At 73.1% G+C, this 22,781-nt stretch carries 16 protein-coding genes and 1 pseudogene; 5 read left to right on the forward strand and 12 right to left on the reverse strand.

What is annotated here, in order from left to right; all coding sequences use genetic code 11:
• The first annotated feature begins 268 nt into the window (after positions 1–268).
• Positions 269–1,747: a condensation domain-containing protein gene (locus OG852_RS02830; protein WP_330346946.1), complete on the forward strand. Its 1,479-nt coding sequence runs from the start codon at positions 269–271 to the stop codon at positions 1,745–1,747.
• A complete protein-coding gene (locus tag OG852_RS02835; protein ID WP_330346947.1) occupies positions 1,744–2,529 on the forward strand; it encodes a thioesterase II family protein in 786 nt (261 codons plus the stop codon). The genes OG852_RS02830 and OG852_RS02835 overlap by 4 nt, the downstream gene beginning before the upstream one ends.
• Positions 2,530–2,631: 102 nt before the next feature.
• On the opposite strand, the gene OG852_RS02840 is transcribed toward OG852_RS02835, so the two are convergent.
• From OG852_RS02840 to OG852_RS02855, 4 genes are all read right to left on the reverse strand, one after another.
• Positions 2,632–7,209, reverse strand: coding sequence for a type I polyketide synthase (locus OG852_RS02840; RefSeq protein ID WP_330346948.1), 4,578 nt, complete (start codon positions 7,207–7,209; stop codon positions 2,632–2,634).
• Between the two features lie 38 nt (positions 7,210–7,247).
• Positions 7,248–12,434 carry an amino acid adenylation domain-containing protein gene (locus OG852_RS02845; protein ID WP_330346949.1) on the reverse strand — a complete coding sequence of 1,729 codons (5,187 nt, stop codon included), beginning with the start codon at positions 12,432–12,434 and terminating at the stop codon, positions 7,248–7,250.
• Between the two features lie 117 nt (positions 12,435–12,551).
• On the reverse strand, positions 12,552–14,354 hold the full coding sequence (locus tag OG852_RS02850; protein ID WP_330346950.1) for a 1-deoxy-D-xylulose-5-phosphate synthase: 1,803 nt from the start codon (positions 14,352–14,354) through the stop codon (positions 12,552–12,554).
• Positions 14,355–14,641: 287 nt separating this feature from the next.
• The gene (locus OG852_RS02855; RefSeq protein WP_166663712.1) at positions 14,642–14,800 is read right to left on the reverse strand and encodes a hypothetical protein; all 159 of its coding nucleotides are present in this window, start codon (positions 14,798–14,800) and stop codon (positions 14,642–14,644) included.
• Positions 14,801–15,133: 333 nt separating this feature from the next.
• Between OG852_RS02855 and OG852_RS02860 the strand changes: the two genes are divergently transcribed.
• On the forward strand, positions 15,134–15,757 hold the full coding sequence (locus OG852_RS02860) for a serine hydrolase domain-containing protein (protein WP_330346951.1): 624 nt from the start codon (positions 15,134–15,136) through the stop codon (positions 15,755–15,757).
• Entirely contained in the window at positions 15,757–16,419 is a 663-nt protein-coding gene (locus tag OG852_RS02865) for a serine hydrolase domain-containing protein (RefSeq protein WP_330346952.1), read from the forward strand. The genes OG852_RS02860 and OG852_RS02865 overlap by 1 nt, the downstream gene beginning before the upstream one ends.
• A gap of 271 nt (positions 16,420–16,690) precedes the next feature.
• Here OG852_RS02865 and OG852_RS02870 read toward each other — a convergent pair whose 3' ends face one another.
• On the reverse strand, positions 16,691–17,227 hold the full coding sequence (locus OG852_RS02870; RefSeq protein ID WP_330346953.1) for an IPT/TIG domain-containing protein: 537 nt from the start codon (positions 17,225–17,227) through the stop codon (positions 16,691–16,693).
• Positions 17,228–17,233: 6 nt separating this feature from the next.
• Here OG852_RS02870 and OG852_RS02875 point away from each other — a divergent pair.
• Positions 17,234–17,572 (forward strand): annotated as a pseudogene (locus OG852_RS02875) (WapI family immunity protein); the annotation flags it as partial.
• A gap of 304 nt (positions 17,573–17,876) precedes the next feature.
• On the opposite strand, the gene OG852_RS02880 reads toward OG852_RS02875, so the two are convergent.
• The 7 genes from OG852_RS02880 to OG852_RS02910 form a co-directional block, all read right to left on the reverse strand.
• Positions 17,877–18,458, reverse strand: a complete 582-nt coding sequence (locus OG852_RS02880; protein WP_330351384.1) for a DUF6000 family protein — start codon at positions 18,456–18,458, stop codon at positions 17,877–17,879.
• A gap of 107 nt (positions 18,459–18,565) precedes the next feature.
• Complete coding sequence (locus OG852_RS02885; protein WP_330346954.1) at positions 18,566–19,105, reverse strand: GNAT family N-acetyltransferase; 540 nt, start codon at positions 19,103–19,105, stop codon at positions 18,566–18,568.
• A gap of 109 nt (positions 19,106–19,214) precedes the next feature.
• Complete coding sequence (locus OG852_RS02890) at positions 19,215–19,580, reverse strand: SDR family oxidoreductase (protein WP_330346955.1); 366 nt, start codon at positions 19,578–19,580, stop codon at positions 19,215–19,217.
• 39 nt (positions 19,581–19,619) lie between these two features.
• Positions 19,620–19,970, reverse strand: a complete 351-nt coding sequence (locus OG852_RS02895; RefSeq protein ID WP_330346956.1) for a hypothetical protein — start codon at positions 19,968–19,970, stop codon at positions 19,620–19,622.
• A 158-nt stretch (positions 19,971–20,128) separates the two neighbouring features.
• Positions 20,129–21,148 (reverse strand): zinc-dependent alcohol dehydrogenase, encoded by a 1,020-nt coding sequence (locus OG852_RS02900; RefSeq protein WP_330346957.1) that lies wholly within the window; start codon positions 21,146–21,148, stop codon positions 20,129–20,131.
• Between the two features lie 69 nt (positions 21,149–21,217).
• Positions 21,218–21,541 (reverse strand): putative quinol monooxygenase, encoded by a 324-nt coding sequence (locus OG852_RS02905; protein WP_330346958.1) that lies wholly within the window; start codon positions 21,539–21,541, stop codon positions 21,218–21,220.
• Positions 21,542–21,643: 102 nt separating this feature from the next.
• Complete coding sequence (locus OG852_RS02910; protein WP_133916527.1) at positions 21,644–22,780, reverse strand: serine hydrolase domain-containing protein; 1,137 nt, start codon at positions 22,778–22,780, stop codon at positions 21,644–21,646.
• Position 22,781 lies beyond the last annotated feature (1 nt).

The raw sequence follows: 22,781 nt of genomic DNA on the forward strand, positions 1-22,781 counted from the left end.
GATGATGCCTCCATGCGACGGCCGGTACGCCGTCCCGCGTCGGCAGGGGCATGGGGCCTCGCCCACGAGCGGACGCACGGAACAGTGAGCCGGGGAGTGACGGCGCGGGTCAGGTGGAGCCTCAGCGATCACAAGGATCTGCACTCGGCACTGTTCCGTCAAGACCGCTCGATACGACCACACGGACGCCCGGTGTGTGCCATGGTCGTCTGGCATCCGATGCTTGGGAGGGCGGGACGAGGTGGCAGGGGAAGCGCGAGCCGGCGCCGTGACCGCGGGGGGAGCGGGCGACGACCTGGCCGGACGTCTGGAACGGCTCACTCCGGCCCAACGGGCCCTTCTGGAACGCCGGTTGAGGCAGCGCACATCGCCCGGACCGTACCGGCCGTCCGCGACGCAGTTCGGCATCTGGCTCTTCGAGCAGCTCAATCCCGGGACCTCGACCTACCACAACCCGGCGGCCGTACGCCTGTCTGGGCCGGTGGACGAGGACCTGCTCCGCGAGGCGCTCCAACGGGTCCAGGACCGGCACGAACCGCTGCGCTCGCGCTACCCGGCCGACGAGGACGGCGTCCCGCACGCGTTCGTGGAGCCGCCGGGCGCGCTGCGCCTGCCCTGGCGGGTGGAGGATGTCACCGCCCTGCCCGATCCCGGACAGCAGGCGGCGCGGCTCGTGGCACAGGAGGCCGTCACGCCCTTCCGGCTCGACCGGGGGCCGGTGTGGCGCTGCCTGCTGGTGCGCACCGGACCCGAGGAGCGGGTGCTGGTCACCAGCTTCCACCACATCGTCTCGGACGGCGGTTCGCTGGGCGTGCTGCTGGCCGAACTCGCCGCGCTGTACCCGGCGTTGGCGGCCGGCCGGCGGCCCCTGCTCGCCGTGCCGCCCCAGGGGTACTTCGCGCTCGCGGCGAAGGACGCCGTGCCGGCGGAGGCCCTGGAGCACTGGCTGAGGACGCTCGACGGCGCGCCCGACCGGATCGACCTGTCCCCGCTGGCCGAGCGGTCCGCAGCGGCTGAGCCGCCGCAGCCGCCCACGCGGGGCGGTGAACCCGGACCGGCGCCGGGCCCGGCGGCAGGCGGGAAGTGGGCAGGCCGCGAGCTGACGCTGCGGGTGCCGGACGGCCCGGCCACGGCACTGGAACAGCTGTGCGCACGCCACGGCACCAGCCTGTTCACCGGGTTGGTGGCGGCGTCGGCGGCCACCTTGCACCGGGCGAGTGGCCAGGACGACCTCGTCATGACCACCCCGGTCGACCGGCGCGGCCATGAAGGGCGCGCGCTGATCGGCTGCTTCGTCAACACGGTGGTCCTGCGCCTGCGCGTCGGCCCCGACGACCGACTGGACGCGCTGCTGGAACGGGCCGCGGGGGTTGTGGCCGACGCACTGGCCCACAGCGGCCTGCCGTTCTCCCGGCTGGTCTCGGCGCTTCCCCGCCGCGGTGACGCGCGCAGCCCGTTCGGGAACGTGGCGGTGGTGCACAACAACGCGCCGATGGACGCCGTGTCCCTGGGCGGCCTGAGGCTGAGTCACCACCCCCTGCCGCCGGTGGAGGTCAAGCACGACCTCGCCCTGTCCTGGAACCGCCGGCGCGACGGGCTGACCGGCCGGATCGAGTACGCCGCCCGGTTCCCCGACGCCGCCGTGGAACGCCTCCGCGGGCATCTGCGGCACACCGTGGAGACGCTGGCCGCCGCGCCCGCCACACGGGTCGCCGACCTGCCGGCGCTGTCGGAGCCGACCCGATGACCGGCGCCGCCGGGACCGGACCGCGCTTGTCCGGCTCGCCCTGGTTCCCCTACGCCGCCGAGCACAGCGATGCCGCGACCCGGCTGTTCTGCCTGCCGTACGCAGGAGGCGGCTGGGCCCTGTTCCGGGACTGGCAGGAGCAGCTCGGGCCGGACGTCCACGCCGTGCCGGTGAAGCTGCCCGGCCGGGCGGAGCGCTTCCACGAGCCCGCGGTGGACCGGATGGACCTCCTCGCCGATCAGCTCGCAGTCGAGGTGGCCCCGCTGCTGGACCGGCCGTACGCTCTGTTCGGCATCAGCATGGGGGCGCTGCTGGCCTTCGAGACGGCCGCGCGGCTGGTCGACCGCGGACTGCGCCCACCGGACCGGCTCTTCGCCGCCTCCTGCCGCGCGCCCCGCGAGCCGTTCGGCACGACGCCGGTCCACGGCCTGCCGGACGCAGCCCTCATCGAGGTGCTGACCCGCCTGACGGCGACCCCGCCCCAGCTGCTGGCCAACGCCGAGCTGATGCGGCTGGTCCTTCCCACGGTCCGCGCGGACTTCGCCTGCACCGAGACCTACGTACGCACCGACCGCGCGCCGCTGCCGGTTCCGGTGACGGCCATCCGCGGACGGGACGACGACACACTGACCGAGGCGATGGTCAGCGGCTGGCGCGCCGAGACCTCCGCCGGGTTCGAGCAGCTCGAAGTGACGGGCGACCACTTCCTGGTCCACGGCGACCAGAGCGAGCTCACGGAGCTGGTACGCCGGCGGCTGCCCGGGGGCGCGGGGAACCGGTAGCCGGCGCAGGCGTCGTGCCCACGCCGGCTACCCCGGGGTGGAGGCCCGCTGCGGGACTTCCCCTCCACCCCACGACCGGTCCGGCCCTCCCCGGGGAGCGGGTCAGGCGTTCGCCTCGCCCTCGGTGCCCAAGGCCGCCTCGATGTCCGAGCTCGACAGCCCTTCGATCTCGCTGAGCAACGCCTCCAGCTCCTCCGAGGCGACCTCCCCGACCTCTACGTCGACGGTCGGCTCCTGCTCCGCGGCCGCCACGTCGTGCGGCCCGACGGCCGACGGGCCCTCGCCCGCGGCTCGGATCAGCTGGGCGATCGTGGCCACCGTGGCCTCCTGGAAGATCTCGCCCAGCGGCAGTTCGATCCCATGGGCGTCGCGCAGCCGTCCGACCAGTTGCATGGCGAGCAGGGACTGCCCGCCCAGTTCGAAGAAGCTGTCGCGAACGCCGATCTCGTCGATGCCGAGCATGTCGCGCCACATGCCCGCGACGTACTCCTCCGTCTCGTCGCGCGGCGCGACGTAGGGTACGGACATCTTCGGCCGGCCCTTGGCCGTGCCGCCTGAGGGGCCTGCCGGCCCGCCGTCGGCCGGCGGGGCGCCGACGGCGGAGGCGGCCTCGGCCTGCCGTGCCAGCGCCTCGCGCACGTCGGGGTCGGCCGCGCACACGGTGAACGGCCCGTCCCCGCCCACGGCGGTCAGCAGGCGGTACAGCTCCTTGGCCTCCTGCGGTCCGCAGTCCGCCGCGTCGCGCAGACCGGGGGTGTCCGCCTCCCGCCAGTGCTCCCACTGGACGTTGAGCCAGGGCGTGGCCGCGGTCCGGTTGCGCCGGGCCACGTAGGTGTCGGCGTACCAGTTGGCCGCGGTGTAGGCGGCTCCGCCCACTCCGCCCAGCAGGCTGGAGAGCGATCCGACAATCATGCAGCGGTCGTACGCCACACCGTCCAGGGCCGCGTCGAGTGCGTGCAGCCCGGCCATCTTGGTGGTCATGTGGTGGGCGAACAGCTCGGGCGAGGAGTCCAGCACGGCCCGGATGCCCTCGGAGACGGACATGCCCGGGGTGTAGACCACCCCGGCAAGACGGCCGTCCCGCCGCGCCGCCTCCTGGACCGCCGCGGTCAGCGCCCCGACGTCCTCGGCGTCGCCACGGCGCACGGTCAGACGGTCGCCGCCGAGCGCCCGCAGCTCCTCCAGCTCCCGCCGCGCCGACGGGGCGAGCGCGCCGGGTTCGACGCGGTCGTAGAGCATCACGCGGGCGGCGGGGTCGCGCAGGATCTCCGCGGCCAGGGTCCGGCCGATCATGCCGAGCCCGCCGACCAGGAGGTGGGTGCCGTGTCCGGCGGGGACCTGGTTGCCGACGTCCACCCGGACGTGCGCGCGGACGAACCGCTTCCGGCCCCGGAGGGCCACCGGGGACGCCTGCGACGCCGTGTCGCCCAGCTCGGCCAGCAGGTCCGCCACCGTCTCCGGCAGGCGGTCGGCCGGGTCGCGCGGGTCCAGTTCGACCACCCGGCAGTCCCAGGAGGTCTCCTGCGGCACGACCCGGCACAGGCCGACCGCGGTGGCCAGGCCGGGCCGCAGCGGGTCCTCACCCGTCACGTCGAACACGTGGCGCGTCACGTGGAGCAGCCGGACCGGCTGCGCCCCGCCGGCCGGCAGGATGTCGAGCAGCGACCGCAGGCCGACCGCCTGCTCCTGCTCCACGGTGTCCCCGGGCGCGGCGTCCAGCGCCCGCAGGTGCACCACGGCGTCCGGGCGGGAGCCCGGCGTGGCCAGCGCCGCCTTCACCACGGCGCCGGCATCGGCGTCGGCGTCCACCAGCGTGACCCGGCTGCCCAGCGCGGTCAGCCGCTCGCCCAAGGCCGCGCCGACCCCGGACCGGTCCGCCAGCACCAGGACCGCGGTCGCTTCGGGGGCGGCGCCGGCGGCCCCGGACCCGGCCGCCGCGCGCGGCAGTTCCACCCAGCGGGGCCGGTGTATCCACTCCTCCGGTCCCCGGGGGGCCGTCTCCAGCGCGACGACCGCGTCGTCGGGCGCGGCGTCGATCCAGTGCCGGGTGCGCTGGAACGGATAGGTGGGCAGCGGCACCCGCAGGCGGGGGTGCTGGTGGGTACGCTGCCAGTCGATGCGGACGCCCTGGTGCCACAGCTCGGCGAGCCCGTCGAGCAGGGCCGCCTGCTCACTGCCGCGCTGGTCGGCGCCGGGCATCATGGTCGCCACGGGCGCGGTCCGCGCGGCCAGCTCGCTGTCGGCCAGCGCCGACAGCTGACGGCCCGGTCCGACTTCGATCAGAACGGTTCCGGGGGGAGCCACCGCCTCCCGCAGACCGTCGGCGAACCGCACGGTCTCGCGCAGCTGCCGGGCCCAGTAGCCGGGGTCGGTGGCCTGCTCGGCGGTCAGCGGCCGACCGCTGACACCGGAGATCACCGGGATCGCGGGCGGGTTGAGCGCCGCCTTGGCCACCTTGGCGGTGAAGTCCTCCAGGACGGGGTCGAGCATCGCGGAGTGGAAGGCATGGGAGACCCGCAGCCGCCGGCTCACCACGCCGTCGGCCCGCAGCCGGGCCTCGAAGGCGTCCACCGCCTGGTGCTCCCCGGCCACGGAGACCAACGCCGAGCCGTTGACCGCGGCGACCGACAGCTCCTGGTCGCCGATCAGTTCGCGGACCCGGGCCTCGGGCAGCGCCACGCCCAGCATCGACCCGCCGGGCAGGGCTGCCACCATGCGGCCGCGCGCGGCCACCACCGACAGCGCGTCGGGCAGGCTGAAGACGCCCGCCAGGGTCGCGGCCACGTACTCGCCGATGCTGTGCCCGAGCATGGCCGCGGGTTCCAGGCCGTAGGACAGCAGGAGCCGGGCGAGCGCGTACTCGACGGTGAACAGCGCGGGCTGGGCGAGGTCGGTCGAGGTGAGGCCGTCGGCCGAGGGATCGCGGCGGGTCAGCAGCAGCGGCCGCAGGCGGTGGGCGGTCTCCGCCGGCATCAGGGCGAGGCACTCGTCGACCGCGTCCCGGAACACCGGTTCCAGGCGGTGCAGTTCGGCTCCCATGCCGACGCTCTGGCTGCCCTGGCCGGGGAAGAGGAACACCAGGGGACCGGCCTCGTCCACGGTCTCCGAGCTGCGGATGCGTCCGGAGCCCTTGGCGCCCAGGGCACTCGCGGCGTCGGCCAGGTCCCGCGCCACGACGCTGGCCCGGTACTCGTGCTCGGTCCGGCCGACCTGGAGGGTGTGGGCGACGTCGGCCAGCACGGCGCCGGGGTTCTCACGCATCCAACGGGCGGTCTGCTCCATCCGCTCGGCGAGGGCCGGCCTGCTGCGCGCGGAGAGCACCACCAGCTGGCTGCCGGGCTCCGGCGCACCGGCCACCGGCTCCGGGGCCTCCCGCAGCACCACGTGTGCGTTGGCCCCGCCCATGCCGAGCGAATGCACCGAGGCGTAGCGCGGCCGGCCCGGCTCGCCCTCCATCGGCAGCAGCTCCGTCGGCACGTAGAACGGACTGGCCGCGAAGTCGATCTCGGGGTTGGGCGTCCGGAAGTGCAGCACCGGCGGGATCGACTTGTTCTTCAGGCACATGACGGCCTTGATGAAGCCGGCCACCCCGGCGGCGGCGTCGAGGTGGCCGATGTTGGGCTTGACGGAGCCGATGGCGCAGTAGTTCGAGCGGTCGGTGGTGAGCCGGTACGCCTTGGTGAGCCCGGCGACCTCGATCGGGTCGCCCAGCGGCGTGCCGGTTCCGTGCGCTTCGACGTAGTCGATGACGTCCGCGGTCAGACCGGCCGAGGCGATGGCGCCGGCGGCGGCGCGGGCCTGGCCGTCGACGCCCGGCGCCGTGAAACTCGCCTTGGACCGGCCGTCGTTGCCGATCGAGGTGCCGGCGATCACGGCGTGGATGTGGTCCCCGTCGCGCAGCGCGTCGTCGAGGTGCTTGAGGAGCACGGCGCCGGCGCCGTTGCCCACCACACTGCCGGTGGAGTCGGCGTCGAAGCTCCGGCAGTGGCCGTCCTTCGAGGCCGTGGCGTTCTGCAGATAGCCCGCGTTGTGCGGCATCCGGAGCGACGCGCCGCCGGCGATGGCCATGTCGCACTCGCCGGCCAGGATGGCCTGCGCGGCGAGGTGGATCGCCGTCAGGGAGGTCGAGCACGCGGTCTGCACGGCGACGGCCGGACCCTGGAGGTTCAGCTTGTAGGCGACCCGGAGCGCCAGGTAGTCCTTGTCGTTGCCGATCATGGTGGCGTGGTCCCCGACCGCGTCGAGCATCCGCCGGTTGCCGACCAGGTTGACCAGCAGATAGGTGTTCATGGTGGAGCCCGCGTAGACGCCGACCAGCCCCGGGTAGCGGGCCGGGTCGTAACCGGCGTCCTCCATGGCCCAGTGGGCGCACTCCAGGAACAGCCGATGCTGGGGGTCCATGAACTCGGCTTCGCGGGCCACGTACCCGAAGTAGTCGGCGTCGAAGTCCTCCGCCCCCTGGAGGGCCGCGGACGCCGGCACGTAGCGGGGGCTCGCCAGCATGTGGGCGGGCACGCCGGCGGCCCGCAGCTCGTCGTCGTCGAAGAACCGGATCGACTCGACGCCCTCGCGGATGTTCTGCCAGTACTGGTCCGGGCTGTCCGCACCGGGGAACCGGCAGCCCATGCCGATCACCGCGATGTCGGCCGGGATCGCGTCGTTCTGCTTCTGACCGTTCAACTGCGCTCCAGAGTCGGTCCGGGCAAGGGACGGGGGGATCAGCCGAAGGTGATCCGGATGTGCTGGGCGCCGCGCCGACGGGTGCGGCCGGTGACCACCGGGCGGTCCGTGTCGTCCACAGGCCCGGTGGTGAGCAGGCTCTCCAGACGAGCCGCCAGTTCGGCGACCGTGGGGAACTCGAAGATCAGCATCAACGGCAGCCCCGAGAGGCCCAGTTCCCCTTCGAGGCGGGAGACCAGCGGCGCCACCAGGAGCGAATGCCCGCCCAGGTCGAAGAAGTTGTCGTGGGTCCCGACACGCGGGACGTCCAGCACCTCCCGCCAGACCTCCGCGACCCGGCGCTCCACGGCCCGGGTGGGCAGCTCTCCGCGTACCGGCGCGGGGTCGGCCGCCGCCAGGCTCTCGTCGAGTCTGGCCCGGTCGAGCTTGCCGTGCGCGGTACGCGGGAGCGCTTCGAGCGGGACGATCCGGGTGGGTACCTCGTGCGCGGGCAGGTGGTCGGCCGCCCAGCCGCGCAGGGCGTGGACGCCGGAGCCGGGCTGCGGCACCACGGCCGCGGCCAGCCGCCGCCGGTTGCCGTCCCCCTCGACCACCACGACGGCGTCCAGGACGTCCGGGTGCCGCAGCAGAACGGACCGCACCTCTTCCGGCTCTACCCGGAACCCGCGGATCTTGACCTGGTCGTCCAGGCGGCCGAGCAGGACCAGGTCACCGTCGGGCCGGAGGCTGCCGAGGTCGCCGGTACGGTAGCGGCGCGAGCCGTCCGCCCCGGTGGTGAAGCCCCCTGCCGCCGCGGGCCGGTTGAGGTAGCCCGCGGCCACCCCCGGTCCGCCGATGACGACCTCGCCGAAGCCGCCCGGCGCGGTCGGGTCGTCCCAGGGGTCGAGGACGTCGACCCGCGAACGGCCGGTCGGCGGCCCCACCGGCACGACGCCGCTGCCGACGCCCGCCTCCTGCGCGGTGATGAAGCGCATCGAGCAGTTGATGCTCGCCTCGGTCGGCCCGTAGCCGTTGACGAAGACCGCGTCCGGCGCCACCAGCGCGGTCAGCGCCCGCAGCGCCTCGTAGGTCAGCATCTCGCCGCCGAGTACCACGGTGCGTACCGAGGGCATCTCCACGCCCGCGGCGGCCAGTTCGGCGGCGAAGGTCGGCGTCAGGTAGAGGATGGTCAGCCGCTCCCGCCGGACGAACCGGGCGTACGCGGGGGCGGACAGCCGTTCGTCCTGGTCGGGGAAGTGGAGGGCGGCACCGAACAGCACGGTGGTGAACACTTCCTGCAGACCGAAGTCGAAGCTCAGCGACAGGGTCTGCGGGAGCCGGGTACCGGGGCCGAGGCCGAAGCGTTCACGCTGCCACAGCAGCAGCGGCAGCACGTTGGCGTGGGTGATCGGCACACCCTTCGGAGTGCCGGTGGTGCCCGAGGTGTGGACCACGTAGGCCGTCGCGTCGGCGCCCGGCGGGCCCTGGACGGGCACGGCCGGCGGCGGCGCCGGCTCGTCGAGCACGACCACCGGCCGGCCCGGGGCCAGCCGCGCCGCGCGCGCCGCATGGGCCCGGTCGGTGAGGACCGCGGCGACACCCGCGTCGGAGGCGACGAAGCGCAGCCGCTCGTCGGGGAAGGCGGGCAGCAGCGGCACGAGGCCGCAGCCTGCGGTGAGGGCGGCCAGCGCAGCGGTGACGAACCGCGGCTCGGGCGGCAGCAGCAGGCCGACCGGAGCCCCCGCGCCGGAACCCGCGGCGCCGGCCAGCCGGGCCGCCGCCTCGGCGACCTCGGCGGCCAGCTCGGCATAGCTGACCGTGCCGGCGGACGAGACCAGCGCCGGGGCGCCGGGGTGGGCGGCGCAGCTCTCCGCGAAGTAGTCGGCCATGGTGCGCGACGGGTCGGGTTGGGGGCCGCGGCCCACTGTGACCTCCGCCAAGCGCGCGCGCTCTTCCTCCGACAGGACGGTGAGGCGGGCGATCGGCACCTCCTCCTGCGCCACCGCCGTCGCGGCCACCCGCAGCAGCCGCCCGCCCAGTTCCTCCGCGGTGCCCTCGTCCAGCACCTCGGTGGCGTACCGCAGCACCAGGGTCAATTCGCCGTCAGACTCCGCGACGCTGACATCGAGGTCGGCCAGTACGGTGGTGTGCGGCAGCGGTACGGCCTCCAGCACCAGAGCGCCAACCCGGCAGGTACGGCCGGGTATCTCCTCCGCGAGTGCGGACAGGCCGTCCGGGGCGCCCGGCGGTGTCGAGGTCCAGCCGAACATGGTGGCGAACAGCGGGCTGCGCGCGGCGTCCCGGGTGGGCCGCACCGCAGCGGCGATGTGCGGCAGCGGATACTGCCGGGCGGCCAGGGCCCGCCGGAACCGGGCGGCGGTGTCACGGGCCAGCCCGGCGAACGACCCCTCCGCCGGTACGTCCAGCGGCACCGGCAGGGTGTTCACGCAGTAGCCGACCACCTGGCCGGAGCGGGCGTCGGGGCGCACGGCGGTGGGCACACCCACCACCAGCCGGCGCTCGCCGGACAGCCGCGCCAGCACGACCGCGTAGCAGCTGAGCAGCACCACGAAGGGCGTGGTGCCGAGGCGGCGGGCGGTGGCCCTGACCTGTTCGCTCAGCGCGGCACCGAACGGCAGCCGGAGCAGGTCGCCGGACCAGGTGCGCGCGGCCGGCCGCGGCCGGTCCAGGGGCAGCCGCAGATCGCCGTCCGGGCCGTCGGCCAGCAGCTCGATCCACTCGCCCCGCATCCGTTCGCCCTCGGGCCCGGTCAGCAGCCGGTGCTCGGCCGCGACCACCTCGGACATGCCGGGGGCCCGCGCCAGGGCGCCGGCGGCGCCGTCCGCCAGTTGGCGGTAGCGCTCGCCGAGCTGGGCGAGCAGCAGCCCGAGCGACCACAGGTCGGCGGCGATGTGGTGGACCGCCAGCAGGAGGACGGGGTCCTGTCCCTCCGGCCGGATCAGGGTGATCCGGACCAGCGGCCCGTCCTCCGGGTCGAGCGGGTCGGCGGCGCGCGCGGCCAGCAGCGCGTCGAGGCCGTCGGCGGAGGTGTCGAGCACGACCAGTTCGGGGACGGGCGCGCCGTCCGGGTGGGCGGTCACCCGACCGCCGGTCATCGTCCACCGCGCCCGCAGCGCCTCGTGGCGCCCCGTCACCTCGCGCACCGCGCGGGCCAGCAGGTCGGTGTCCACGCCGCCGCGCAGCCGCGCGGCGCGCGTCAGGGCGTAGCGGGACTCGCCGGCCGAGGAGTGCTCAAGGAACCACAGGGCCTGCTGGCCGGCCGAGGCTGTGGGCGCGGACTCCCCGCCGACCCCGTCCTGACGGGGGGAGGCGTCCTGACCGGCACCGGTGCGCAACGCCTCCGCCAGGCCGCCCACCGTGGCGTCGTGCAGCAACTCCTCCAGCGGGACGGTGCGCCCGAACCGCTCCTGCAGGGCGTGCTGGAGCTGGACCGAACGCAGCGAGTCCATCCCCAGCTCCGCCAGCGCCAGGCCGCTCGTGAGGACGGTGGCGTCCGGCACGCCGAGCACCTCGCCCAGCAGGGCCAGCAGCTCCGGGTCCGGCCCGTCGGCCGGCACCGCGGCCCCGCCCACCGGGGCCGCCCCCTCCTGCGGCGACAGCACCTGGAGGGCGCCGGAACGGTAGGCGTCCCGGCAGGCACGGCGGCGGATCTTGCCGCTGGACGTCTTGGGAATGGTGCCTCGGCGGACCAGGACCAGGCGGTCCAGGCGCAGACCGTGCCGACGGGCCACGTCGGCGCGGACCGCGGGCAGCACGTCCAGGCCGACCGCGCCCCGCACCTCGGCCACCACGACCAGCTGCTCGCCGACCGCGAAGGCTGCCACGCAGCCCTTCCTGATCGCCGCGGACGACTGCTCGACCGTCGACTCGATGTCCTGCGGGAAGTGGTTGCGCCCGCGCACCACGATGACGTCCTTCGAACGCCCGGCGACGTGCAGCCGGCCGTCCGCCAGGAAACCGAGGTCCCCGGTGCGCAGATACGGTCCGCCGCCGTCCGCCGTGCGGGCCGCGAACAGCTCGGAACTGGCCTCGGGCTGCTCCCAGTACCCGGCGCCGATGCTCGGGTCGGCGGCGTTGATCCAGATCTCGCCCAGCTCCCCGTCGGGGACCGCGCTGCCGTCCGCCCCGACGATCAGCAGCGTGTCGGGCGGTGCGCCGCAGCTGACCGCGGTCTCCCCGTCGCCGCCGGGGACCGGCGCCGTGCCGGGCGCGTCGGCGGAGTTCTCGGCCGAGACCAGCAGGGTGCTCTCCGCCAGTCCGTAGCTGGGCGTCATCGCGGCGGGCCGGAATCCGGCCGCGGCGAAGTGCGCGGCGAAGGAGGCGACGGTGTCCGCGCGTACCGGCTCGCCGCCGTTGATGGCGGTACGCCAGGCCGTCAGGTCCAGCGCGGCGAGGTCGTCCTGCCCGACCTTGCGCACCGCCAGCTCGTAGGCGAAGTTCGGCGCCGCGCTGATCGTCCCGCCGAAGCCGGACAGGGCCCGCAGCCAGCGGACCGGGCTCTCCAGGAAGGACAGGGGCGAGAGCAGGACGCAGGTGGCTCCCAGGTGGAGCGGGTGGAGCACCGAGCCGATGAGGCCCATGTCGTGGTACAGCGGAAGCCAGCTGACCACGACGCTGTGCCCGTCCTGTCCGTAGGTCTCCGCCATCCGCGCCTGGTTCGTGGCCAGTTGGCGGTGGCTGACGATGACCCCGCGCGGGGTGCCGGTGGAGCCCGAGGTGAACTGGAGCAGCGCGGGCGCTTCGGCGTCGACGACGGGCGCGCTCCAGCCGTCCGGCGCCTGCTCGGCACGCTCCAGCGGGCCCAGCACCACGGCATCGGGCGTCCTGGCCGTGATCTCCTCCATGGCCCAGGGCAGATCGGTGAGAACGGCCACAGGCCGGGTCGCGGCGGCGATGTCCCGGGCGGTGTCGATCTCCCGCCGCCCGACCGGCGGATAGACGGGTACCGCGACGAACCCCGCGTACCAGCAGCCGAGCAGGTCGACGACGAAGGCCAGTCCGGGCGTGTGGGCGAGCACGGCCCTGCTGCCCGGTTCCCCCAGCGCCTCCAGCCGTGCGGCTGACGCCCGCGCCGCCGCGTCCAGTTGGGAGTACGTCAGGGAGTCCGTGACGTTCTCGCCGTCGCCCAGGAAGCGGAAGGCGATCTTGTCGGGACTGTTCCGGGCATGGGCGCGCAGCCGCTCGGTAAGCGTCGTGAAGGGCGGCGGAGGCAGGCAGGAGGTCATCGAGGCTCTCCCGTCGGGGGACGGTCAGGAGGAGACGGAGTCTGCGAGGTGCCGCGTGCTGTTCCGGTGCAGGTGCAGGTCACGGGTCGGCCCACCGGTGCCGGCTCTCGGGCGACCTCACGTCCGGGCGCGGGGGCCGCCGCCCGCCGCGAGCGCCCTCCAGCGGGTCAGCACGGCGGCGGTGATCTGGTCAGGGGTGAGCCCGCAGACGGCCCGCAGGTCCGGCACGGAGCCGTGCGGCAGGAAGTCGTGGGCCACCGCGAACACACGTACCGGGGTATCGACGTCCTTATCGGCGAGGCACTCGCGCACCGCGGCGCCGAGACCGCCGCGGCTCCAGTGGTCCTCGATCACCGCGACCATCCGGTGTTCCCCGGCCAGGTCGGGCAGCCGCGCGTCGAGCGGCTCGATCCAGCGGGCGTTGGCCGACCCGGCGGGCACCCCGGCCGCGCGGAGCCTGGCGGCCACCTCGGTGGCGCAGGGCAGCAGGTCGCCGGCGCCGACGACCAGCACGCCACCGGGGGCCGACTCGACCTGCCAAGCCGTCAGATCGTCGCCGGGTCCGGCCGCGGTGTCGCCGCTCCGCGTCGGCCCGGGGTCGTCGATCGCCTTCCCGTAGCGGATGGCGACGGGTCCCGGATGCCGCACCGCGGTCCGCAGCAGACCGCGCATCTCGGCGGCGGTCGACGGGGTCGCTATCGCCATCCCGGGTATCTGGCGCAGCAGCGCCACGTCCCCGAGACCGTGGTGGGAGGCCCCGTCGCCGCCGGTGATCCCAGCCCGGTCGACGACCACCACGACCGGCAGCCGGTGCAGCCCGATGTCGAACAGCAGCTGGTCCTGCGCCCGGTTGAGGAAGGAGGAGTGGATGGACAGCACCGGGTGGCGCCCCGCCATGGCCAGTCCGGCGGCGAGTCCCGCGGCGTGCTGCTCGGCGATCCCGACGTCGTGGAAACGGTCGGGGTAGCGCTCCCGGAAGACGTCGAGTCCCGACGGGCCGCCCATGGCGGGGGTGATCACCACCAGGTCCGGGTCCTCGACGGCGAGTTCCACCAGGCACGGGCCCAGCACCGAACCGGCCGGCACCCGGCCCCGCGGCAGCGTGTGCTGGCGGCCGGTGTCGGCGTCGAAGGGACCGACGCCGTGCATGTGCTCGGTGCGGTCGTCGAGGGCGGGCCGGTAGCCCCGGCCCTTCTGGGTCCTGACGTGCACCAGCAGGGGGCCGCGCTCGGCGCCGGCCTCGGCCAGGACCTTCTCCAGCGCGCCCAGGTCGTGCCCGTCGACGGGTCCCAGACAGCGGAAACCCAGCGCCTCGAAGACGCCGGGCGCCGCACCCGGCCGGGAGTTCCGCAGGTGCCGCGCCAGCGCGCCGGTGGTGGGTGCGTAGCTGCGGTTGTTGTCGTTCAGCACGATGGTGACGTCCAGGCCGCGGTCACCGATGTCATTAAGCGCCTCCAGCGCCATGCCCGTGGTGAGCGAGCCGTCGCCGGTCACGGTCACCACCCGCCGGTGACGGTCGGCCGGGCGGGCCGCGAAGGCGGTGGCGAGCCCGGCGGCGTAGGACAGGGACGTGCCGGCGTGCGAGTTCTCCACCCAGTCGTGCGGGCTCTCGGCCCGACTGGGGTACCCGGACAGCCCGTCCAGCTCGCGCAGCGACCCGAAGGCCGGGGCCCGCCCGGTCACCATCTTGTGCACATACGCCTGGTGACCGGTGTCCCACAAGATGACGTCCTCGGGACTGCGGAAGGCCCGGTGCAGCGCGATCGTCAACTCGACGACGCCCAGGTTCGATCCGAGGTGGCCGCCGCTGGCGGAAACACTGCTGACGAGCAGTTCGCGCACCCGCGCTGCTACGTCGGGCAGATCCTCCGGCTCCAGCCGACGCAGGGCATCGGGCGTCCACACATCGAGGGCGGTCATGCAGTCGAACCTCCGTCGCCAGGTCGGGGATCCAGCGGTGGTCGGGGCATGCGGCAGGGGCGGCCGCCCCAGTCCTGGCCTATGAGGTGACGGCTGCGGGCACCGCGGTGCCCCCGGCGACACGTCCAGGCGCGGCTGGTCGGTGCGGTTCGGCGGGCAGCAGTGCACCACCGGGCCGCTCAGGCGCGCCCCGGTCCGCTACGTCACCGCCCCGATGTCCTCGTACCGTACGGTCCTGTCCGCGAGCCGCATGCGGGAGGATGTGGGGGGCGGATGGGCTCACAGAGTCAGACCTCGGTGGCGGTCTGGGCGGTGCCGGAACCGGTCGGCTTCTCCGGCGGTTCCTCGGCCTCGTCCTCCTCGACGTCCTGAAGCGCCTCCATGTAGAGATCGCGCACCTTCTTCAGTTCCTCGTCATTGAGGAAACGAGAAAAGGAGTTGGGCATCTGTGACCTCTCCTCGAAAGCCCGTCGGATGCTGCGAGAACAAACCAGCAACCCGCGCCGCAGGTGACGGCGGACGCAGGGTGGGACGCGGCCCCAGGGACCTGATCGAGTGCGCAGTCAGCGTAGCCGAGAGATCACGGACTGTCTTTAGCCAATTCAAGCCACACCGCTGGGCGGCCCACCCGCCGGGGCCCGGGCCCGGGCCCGGGCGGACATGCCCGGTGACGGCGCCGGGACGCCCGCGGCGCGGCCCGGGCCGCCGGTTCGGATGGCCTGTTCCAGCCGCCGGTTCTGCCAGCGGATGCGCTCTTCGGCCGTCCCGGTGTCCAAACAGTGCTGGCGGGTGCGGCGGCGATCGGCGCGTCCGCGTTGACCGCTGGTGTGGTGCCGGGCGGTCCGGTGGCGACGGCGTCGGCCGGCACCAGCGGGTCGTGGCGGGCCGGACTCGCGCGGCTGCACGAGGCGATGGCGGCCCGCGTCGCGCGGCGCGAGCTGCCCGGCATCGTCTACCTCATCGCGCACCGCGGCCTGCTGCACGTCGAGACGATCGGCACCTTGACGCTGGATGGCCACGAGCCAATGCGACGGAGCACGCCGTTCCGGATGGCCTCGATGACCAAGCCGATCATCGCGGCAGCCACGATGATGCTGGTAGAGGAGGGCCGGCTGGCACTGGACGAGCCGGTCGACCGGCTGCTGCCCGAGCTGGCCAACCGGCGGGTGCTCACCCGGATCGACGGACCGCTCGACCAAACTGTGCCGGCGGCGCGCCCGATCACGGTCGAAGATCTGCTGACCTTCCGCATGGGCCGCGGCATGTTCTTCGAACCCAGCTTCCAGCCGCCGTACCCGATCATCACAGCCGCCAACGAACTACAGCTGGTGATGGACCAGCCGGACCCGCGCACACCGCACGACCCGGACGAGTGGATGCGGCGGTACGGCACCTGCCCCTGATGTACCAGCCCGGCCAGCGGTGGCAGTACAACACCGGCGCCCTCGTGCTCGGCGTGCTGATCGCCCGGGCCGCGCGGGAACCGCTGGAGAGGCTTCTCCGCAAGCGTGTCTTCCGGCCGCTGGGCATGAACCACACAGGGTTCTCGCTGTCACGTGCCGACGCCTCGCGGTTGCCCGGCGTGTACAGGGCAAACCCGCAGACGGGACAGTTGGAGCTCCAGCCCTACTCGCGGCCGGAGGAGTGGACCCAGCCGCCCGCGTTTCCCTCCGGTGCCGCAGGGCTGGCCTCAACCATCGACGACTACCTGGCATTCAGCCGGTTCCTACTCAACCAGGGCGTCCACCATGGCCGGCGCCTGCTTTCGGCCGAATCGATCCGGCTGCTGACCATGAACCACCTGACGCCGCGGCAGCTCGCCGATGCCGGCCCCTTCCCGCTCACCGGTCGCGGCTGGGGGTACGGCATGGCCGTCAGCGTCACACCCGACGAGGTCTCGCAGCCGGGCCGCTACGGCTGGGAGGGTGGCTACGGCACCAGCTGGTTCAACGACCCACACCGCGACCTGACCGCGATCGCCATGACGCAGACCGTCGACTTCTGGGCCAACGGCGTCTACGAGGAGTTCCAGCGATTGGCCGCGGCGGTCGACACTCCACGGTAGGGCAGGCGTCACGGCTTGCGACCGACACTTCGGAAGGCGTCGACGTCCTTCGGGTCGTCGCCGGGGTCCGGGCGCCCGCGGATGGCAACGGTGCTGCGTCCAGTAGAAGGCTTCCTGGCCGGACGGCACTGATGCGCAGTGGGCGCGGAGCGAGCCGTTGCTCCCGGACCGAACGCCGAGGCGGGGTGGCCGGTGGCGTGACAGGAGTGATGCCGGTCAGGGACGTTCCCGCCGCGTTGACCGTGACGCCGGTGGCGGGCCGCGTTGAAGGTCACTGAGCGCCCGTCAGGTTCGTCCCGGTGATGGTGAAGGCGGTGCCGCCGGACGGGGAGCCGAGCGTGGGAGAAAGAGTGGTGACGGTGGGGGCGCCGACATAGGCGTAGGTCGCGGTGTTGCTGGTGCCACCGGCTGTGGTGACGGTAACGGTGACCAGGCCGGTTGCAGCCCCGGCCGGCACGGGCGCGGTGAGTTGGCGGTCGGTGACGACTGTCGGCACGACGGTATGGGTACCGAAGCGCACACTGGTGGCGGCGGACAGTTCGGTTCCATAGAGGGTGACGACTCCCCCGCCCGCCAGTGGGCCGGAGGCGGCGCTCAAGGAACACAGGAACGGTGGCCCGACGTAGTGGAACGGCGCCGGGTTGCTGGTACCTCCGGCCGTGGTCAGCATCACCCCGACGGTGCCGGTGCCCGGCGGGGACACCGCGGTGACCTCGGTCGGTGAAACCTGGGTGAACCTGCCTGCCGGCCTGGTACCGAACATCACGGCTGTGGTGCCGGCCAGGTCGGTGCCGGTGAAAGTGACCAAGGTCCCCCCCGTTTGCTCACCGGTGAGGCCCGCCAGGTGTCCGCGTGGCTTCGCGCGGTGGCCGCGGGGACGGTGACCGTCACCGAACCTGATGCCGAAGGTGTGCTGTCGCCGGACACGTGGTTCATCGAGCCGGTCGTGGCTTTCAGTCTCGCCGGTCGAACCGAGGGCGGGAGCGCGGTGATTCGCGTTCATCTGTCCTTGGAGGCGGCACCCCCGTGGCAACAAGGTGACGACGGGGCTGACATCTACCAGTACGTCGTGGAGGTCAGGCTGGACACCGCGGCGCTGCTTCACGCGGCTGACCAGTGGGACCTCTCTCTGGCTTCCTTGCCGCCCCGTTGATCACGGTTCGAACTTCAGCGAAGCCTCGCTGCGGTGCGGCAGGCTGATGGACCGGTCATGGCCTTGGAGGTCGAAGAGACGCTGAGAGCGGACATCAGTGTGCGGAGCAAGCTGGAGCCGCTGCAAGCGAAGTGGGCCAGCTGCTCAGGCGCCGTCTGAAGGCAATTCGGTCCCGAGGGCGGATCCTGCCGCAGGGTCCGCCCGATTGGCTCGACGCCGTTCGACAGGACGGCTTGCCCAGGCCTCCACGCCCTCGCCGCCAGCATCTGAGCCAAGCCTTTTGAACTGAAAATGGCCAATGGAATCAGGTGTCGGCGCATTCGTCGATGATGGCGCAGGCGCGGCGGATGCCGCCCAGGTAGGGGGAGATGCCGTCATCGCCGCGCATGTGGGGCGCGTCCTGAAACCACTGCCGCCACAGGCCGCCCTCTTGGAGGAGGCGGCTGGCCCGGTCGCCGTGCAGGACGGAGTCGGTGTAGGCCAGGGCGCCCATGGCTGTCGGCTGGTCGTAGGCCAGGTCGGGCCGGCGCAGGTAGCGGTCCAGGTAAGCGGCGAGCAGGTCGGCGTCCCGTGCGGTGCCGAAACTTGCCAGCGCCACGCAGTAGGCCCCGCCCGCGCAGCAGACCTCGCTCTCGAGCAGCAGCGCTCCCAGACGCTCGCGGAAGTAGTCTCGGCGCGAGACGGCGGCGAGCCATGCCGCGGTGCGCCGCTCGCGCCAGCTGCCTTCGAAGAGGGTGGTGAGTTCGGCGTCGGAGACAGCCTTCGCGTCAGCGGCCAGGGCATGAACGAACGGCTCGTACTCCTCGCGCGGCATACGAAGTACCGCTCCGCCCAGCTTCAGATAGCGGCGCGCGGGGGCACAATAGCGGCGGAACAGAGCCTGCATCTCGGGGTCGTGGCGGATCACCACCGCATACTCTCGCAACAGGCACTCGGCTGAGAACGTGGGAGGGAAGACGCCTGCGGTGATGCCGGGGCGGGAGGGACGCCGCCTCAGTTCGGCAGATTCGCTGCGTAGATCCAGTCGTGGCCGTCGTATCCGGTGCCGTCGAGGTGCTCCGCTCGAGTCAGGCCGGCGCGGATCGCCACGCGCTGGGAAGCGGTGTTGGCCGGCCGGACGCGGGCGATCAGCGGCAGGTCGGGGACATGGCGGGATGCCCAGGTGGTCACCGCGGTGGCGGCTTCGCCGGCGTAGCCCTGGCCCCAGGCCGAGGTGGCGAAGCGATAGAAGAGGTTGAGGACCTTCATGCCGTGCAGTTCCATGAACTTGATCCCGCAGAAGCCCACTTGTTGATCGGAGCCGTGGCGGCGGACGACCCAGTACCCGTATCCGTATCGCTGCCACTGCTCGATCCAGCGTCGATACAGCTCCCCGGCCTCGTCGGGCCGGGCGAGCGCATCGGAGGGGTTGTGCAGGCAGGTCTCGGGATCATGGTGGATTGCGAAGATCGCATCGATATCGGCCTCGGTCGGACGCCGTAGCGACAGCCGGGCCGTCTGCAGCTCGTCGGCCGTCGGGTTCCGGTCACTCATGTGAAGATCGTAGGGCCGGGTCGGGCCGCCCTGGCGGGGTATTCGGTCCAACTGCGGATCGTAGTGAGCGCGAAGTGGCGCAGCGCCGCGAACTCCGCATCGATCCGGTTCACCGGCTGAGGCCGGGGATAACCTCGCAAGATCCTGGATGGACATCACTCCGGCCCGAGGGGAAAGAGGCGGGCGGGCATTTCCGTAAGCCGGGCGCGGGCGCGCTTCCCCAAGGAGGCGCGCCAGTCTGACGGGGTCGGCGGCGGATCAGGCCGCCGTCGACGAGGTGGACCTGGCCGGTGATGAAGGAGGCCTCGTCGGAGGCGAGGAAGGCGATCAGGTGTGCGACGTCCTCGGGCGTCTGCTCCCGCTTCAGGTTCGGACTCGGCGACGCGCTGCGCCAGGCGGCCCGTGCGACGGGAGGGCCGGAGCCGTCCGGGTACGCGCTCGTCCTCGGATCAATCGAATTCCTGCTCGACGCCAACCATCACCCCGTGCTCCCACCGCTGCCGGTCCCGACCCGTCACAGCACGTCCGGTGCCCAACGGTGACAGCGCATCCGCAGGGAGACGGTCATCCCCCGCGTGCCGGCAGCGGCGCAGGCCCTGCGCATCAGTTCGTCGAGGAGCATGGCGCTCATGCCTCCGTGTCCGTAGCCGGGCGGTCCTTCGTGGGCGATGCCGAGGACACAGGTTCCCTCCACTCCCCCGCCGGTCGGCGTGACGCGCCGGGGTGGGGCCAGTGGGCTGCCGGCACCCGTGACCGGGCTGCGCATCCGCACCCCTCCGGGGAACTCGTGCACCGACGGGATCTCCGCACGCGCGTGGCGCCGACCGCTCAACTGCCCGGTGAGCGCGCGGACTCCGGCCGCCACGCGGGGCAGGGTCTCCGGCGGGGCCGGGTGCGGAAGGTGGCGTCGACCAGGGCGCGCAACCCGTGGCCCACGCGCTGTCTCGGACAGGACGTCGGGGACGCGGGACGGGGCCCGGTCCGACCGGGCCCCGCACCACGAGGGACCGGTGGCCCCGTGCCTCACTTCTCCAGCACGAAGATCGGCTTGTGGCCGGCGTGCCCGGAGGTCAGTACGTCGGGGATCTCCTCCCAGGAATGGATTCCGCTGGTGACCAGTTCGGGGTGGAGCGTGCCGGCGGCCACCGCCTCCAGGGTCGGTGTCATGTTCGGCCGCGCGTGTCCCTTGCCGTTGTGGAAGTGGACCCCGCGCTGGTAGAGCGAGAGCAGCGGGAGCTGGACCTCGTCGAAGTAGATGCCGACGCTGTTGACGTGTCCCTCGGGCATGACCGACAGCAGCGCCTTGCGCAGGCGCTCGGGGTCGCAGCTGGCGTCCACGGCGAGGTGGAAGTCCTTCTCGCGCTTGCCGCCCACGTCGTGGACTTCCGCCCCGAGCTGCTCGGCGACCTTCATCCTGACCGGGTCGTCGTCGTAGTAGACGGTGTGGGCGTTCGCGCAGTGGACCGCGACGTCGACGCAGTACAGGCCGATGGAGCCGGTGCCGCCGAAGACGGCGATCTTCGGGTCGGTGATCCCGGCGACGGTCGGCATCACCGTCTCCCAGCCGAGGGCGAGGTTGTCGCCGATCGACGCCAGATGCACGGGGTCGACGCCGACGGGCAGCTTGGCGAGGTTGAAGTCGGCGTAGGGGACGCGGATGAGTTCGTCGAAGCAGCCGCCCCAGGCCCCGTTCACCGGAAGGCCGTACTGGGCGTCGCCGTGCCGGAGACAGCGGGCGGTGTGTCCGAGCCCGCACTGCGCGCAGGTGCCGCACGCGATGTGCCAGGCGACACCGACGACGTCACCGACCGCGACGTCCGTGCAGTCGGGGCCGACCTCGACGACCGTGCCCACGCACTCGTGGCCGAGCGGGAACGGGCCGAATCCGGAGAACGGCGTCTTGTCGTCGATGACATGGTGGTCGAGATCGCACGTCGTCGCCGCGAGCGGGCGCACCAGCGCGTCCGCGCCCTCGACGATGACGGGGGCGTCGACCTCGTCGAAGCGCAGCTGTCCCGGGGCGACGAACATCAGGCTCTTCATGGGCATGCTCCTCAGTTGCGTGGGGGGCGGGTCGAGCGGCATGACCCTCGGCCCGCTGCCCGTGTGCGGTCAGATGGCGCCGGAGTCCGGGCTGCCGGCGGGGAGCGCCTCCAGGAAGAGCGCGTCCGGGGGGCCCGCCAGGGCCTGCGCCAGGGCGGTGCCGATCTCGCGCATCGCGGCACCCTTCATGTGCGCGCCCAGCGCCTCCTGCGAGGCCCACTTCTCGATCATCACGAACTCACCGGTGGTGCCCGCCTTGCGGTGCAGCGCGTACAGCAGGCAGCCGGGTTCGGCGTGCACGGCGGGTATCGCCGCCTTGAACGTCTTCTCGACGAGCTCCTCCTGGCCCGGCTTCGCGATGATCGTCGCCACCAGCACTACGTGCTCGCTCATGGGGTGCACCTCTCTCGCTATAACAGTCGTCATAATTGTGGCAGAAGTCTGCGGGGCCTCGCCCTCGGCGTCGGTCACACCGATCACCGCGGGGTCGGCGCGTCAGTCCAGGGCCGCGAAGGCGGACTCGACGTACTGGGCGGTGCGCTCGCTGCCGAGCAGCCCGGTGCCCATGCTGTTCATTACGTACGAGATCACCGCCCGGCGTTCGGTGTCGATCACGACCACCGATCCGCCCCATCCGGTCCAGAAGCAGAGCCGTCCCGGCGGGAGGTACGGCACGGCCGGGGACGGCAGTCCGAACCCGACGCCGAAGCGCAGATGCGCCCCGAGCACCAGGTCCGGCCCGTCGGTCTGCTCACGGAAGATCAGGTCGATGGTCCGCGGCGACAGCAGCTTCACGCCGTCGAGCGTGCCCCCGCAGGCGATGACGGACTGGATCCGGGCCAACGACCGGGCGTTCCCATGGCCGTTGGCGGCACCGATCTCCGCGCGGCGCCACTCCGGACGCCACGACGCGTCGGCACCGCCCAGAGGACCGGTGAAGGTCTTCATGGCCACCCCGTTCGGATCGGCTCCGGCGAGATCGCTCGACCGCAACGGCGGCGGTACGACCGCGGCGACCCTGGCGGACTCCGAGTCCGCCAGACCGATGTGGAAGTCGGCGCCCAGCGGACCGGTGATCTCCTCGGCGACGAAGTGTCCCAGCGTGCGCCCGTCGATGCGCCGGACCAACTCGCCCACCAGATGCCCGTAGGTGAGCAGGTGGTAGCCGGACGACGTGCCCGGGGGCCACCACGGCGCCTGCGCGGCCAGCCGGGCCGTGGACGCCGGCACGTCGAGGACGTCGGCGACGGTCACCGGGCGGTCCCATCCCGAGACGCCGGAGGTGTGCGACAGCACGTGCCGCACCAGCACGCCCTCCTTGCCGCGTGCGGCGAACTCGGGCCAGTACCGGGCCACCGGGGCGTCGACGTCGAGCCGCCCTCGCTCCACCAGCAGCAGCGCCGCCAGGGACGTGACCGTCTTGGTGCAGGACCAGACGTTGGTGATCGTGTCGCGCCGCCACGGCGCCGTACGGGCCGGGTCGGCCCATCCGCCCCACAGGTCGACCACCGGCTCGCCGTCGACCAGGACCGCGACCGAGGCGCCGAGTTCATCGCCCGTGCCGAGGTTCTCGGACAACCGGGCCGCCACCTCCGCGAAGCGCTCGTCGCACACTCCGTGCAGATCCGCCATG

The organism is Streptomyces sp. NBC_00582 (assembly GCF_036345155.1).
Classification (GTDB): domain Bacteria; phylum Actinomycetota; class Actinomycetes; order Streptomycetales; family Streptomycetaceae; genus Streptomyces.

Coding starts and splice junctions, on each gene's coding strand:
- OG852_RS02835 (WP_330346947.1), top strand. CDS start 1,744: ATGACCGGCGCCGCCGGGACCGGACCGCGCTTGTCCGGCTCGCCCTGG.
- OG852_RS02845 (WP_330346949.1), bottom strand. CDS start 12,434: ATGACCTCCTGCCTGCCTCCGCCGCCCTTCACGACGCTTACCGAGCGG.
- OG852_RS02850 (WP_330346950.1), bottom strand. CDS start 14,354: ATGACCGCCCTCGATGTGTGGACGCCCGATGCCCTGCGTCGGCTGGAG.
- OG852_RS02855 (WP_166663712.1), bottom strand. CDS start 14,800: ATGCCCAACTCCTTTTCTCGTTTCCTCAATGACGAGGAACTGAAGAAG.
- OG852_RS02865 (WP_330346952.1), top strand. CDS start 15,757: ATGTACCAGCCCGGCCAGCGGTGGCAGTACAACACCGGCGCCCTCGTG.
- OG852_RS02880 (WP_330351384.1), bottom strand. CDS start 18,458: ATGCAGGCTCTGTTCCGCCGCTATTGTGCCCCCGCGCGCCGCTATCTG.
- OG852_RS02885 (WP_330346954.1), bottom strand. CDS start 19,105: ATGAGTGACCGGAACCCGACGGCCGACGAGCTGCAGACGGCCCGGCTG.
- OG852_RS02900 (WP_330346957.1), bottom strand. CDS start 21,148: ATGAAGAGCCTGATGTTCGTCGCCCCGGGACAGCTGCGCTTCGACGAG.
- OG852_RS02905 (WP_330346958.1), bottom strand. CDS start 21,541: ATGAGCGAGCACGTAGTGCTGGTGGCGACGATCATCGCGAAGCCGGGC.
- OG852_RS02910 (WP_133916527.1), bottom strand. CDS start 22,780: ATGGCGGATCTGCACGGAGTGTGCGACGAGCGCTTCGCGGAGGTGGCG.